Annotated in this window: 1 protein-coding gene; it reads left to right on the top strand. The window is 40.8% G+C overall.

The genetic code is table 11. From position 1 onward, the window contains the following. The first annotated feature begins 75 nt into the window (after positions 1 to 75). Positions 76 to 1211 (top strand): IS3 family transposase gene (locus PVA17_RS24755; protein WP_274069340.1). Its coding sequence is split into 2 segments (ribosomal slippage): positions 76 to 301 and positions 301 to 1211, totalling 1137 coding nucleotides; the frame shifts between segments, so codons are not numbered across the junction. Positions 1212 to 1407: the final 196 nt, after the last annotated feature.

Here is a 1407-nt window from a genome sequence, read left to right as displayed (position 1 = left end):
TGGATGTATTATAGATAAGTGGACATACCTCGGTTAAATCAATAGAATTAAACATAAGAGAGGACGTGTCCGACCATGAGTCAAAAAAAGTACAATAAAGAATTCAAACAAACAGTAGTCGAACTTTATCGTTCGGGTACACCGGTCAATCAACTAGCTAGCGAATATGGTGTGTCAGAAGTCACAATTTATAAATGGATTAAACTCCATTCTCCAATTGAAGGAACTGGTGAGTTAACTGCAGCTGAAGTAGCTGCTATCCAGAAGGAAAACCTTCGCTTAAAACAAGAGGTAGATATCCTAAAAAAGGCTATGACCATATTCGCGCAAAAATAGAAGACCAAGAACTGATCGACCACATTACAAAAGAAAGCGAGCATCAACCCATTCAATTGATGTGTCGCATTTTAAAAATGCCTAAAAGTACGTATTATCAATCATTTCACAAAAAGCCGAACAGCTATCATGTCGCCAATGAAAAGCTACTCGCTCGTATTCGCGTTATTCATAAGGAAAGTGACGGCCGTTATGGTGCACCGAAAATATTTCAAATCCTTAAACAAGAGGGCTATACAGGCAGTATTGATCGCATTCAACGAATTATGAGAAAAGCAGGCATTCGTTCAAACATTACAAAAAAGTACCGTCCGACGCCAACGCAGAAACCAGTTGAAGAGCGTGAAAACGTGTTGGGACAAGACTTTACAACCGAAAACATCAATGAAAAATGGGTGGCAGATATTACGTATATCCACACAGTAAATGATGGTTGGTGTTATTTGGCGTCGGTATTAGATTGTCATACAAAGAAAATTGTTGGATATAAATTTGGTCGTAAAATGACGGTTGACCTAGTTTTAGAAGCACTTGATAACGCAGTAGCTGCGCAAAATCCAGCGCCAGGACTCATTATACACACGGATTTAGGTTCTCAATATACAAGTGAAGCTTTTGGCGAGCGCTTACAGAAATACGAAATGGTCCCATCATTCAGTCGAAAAGGTTGCCCATATGACAATGCGTGCATCGAATCATTTCACGCAACACTCAAAAAAGAAGAAGTATACCAAACGCGCTACAGCCACTTTGAAACCGCACGTGTAGCTTTATTTAAGTACATCGAAGGCTGGTACAATCGCAAGCGAATCCACGGTAGTATTGGTTATTTCACACCCGATGCATATGAGAAAATGTGCCGAGCAGCAGCGTAAAAGGGGTACAAAGAAATCTACCCCACCACATATTTCGGGCGCAACATCCATGCATTTTCTGCTCTACATCCCGAGTAGGCGGTCAAAGGCTCTTTTCACTTTGACGGTCTACTCGGGATGTGGAACACTCCAAAAATGGACGTTGCGCAACACAAAAAATTAACTTGAGTGTGTCTACAATCTTGACGTAGATCCA

This window comes from Lysinibacillus sp. CNPSo 3705, from assembly GCF_028674935.1.
GTDB lineage: Bacteria > Bacillota > Bacilli > Bacillales_A > Planococcaceae > Lysinibacillus.
This window is presented reverse-complemented; position numbering and strand designations above follow the sequence as displayed.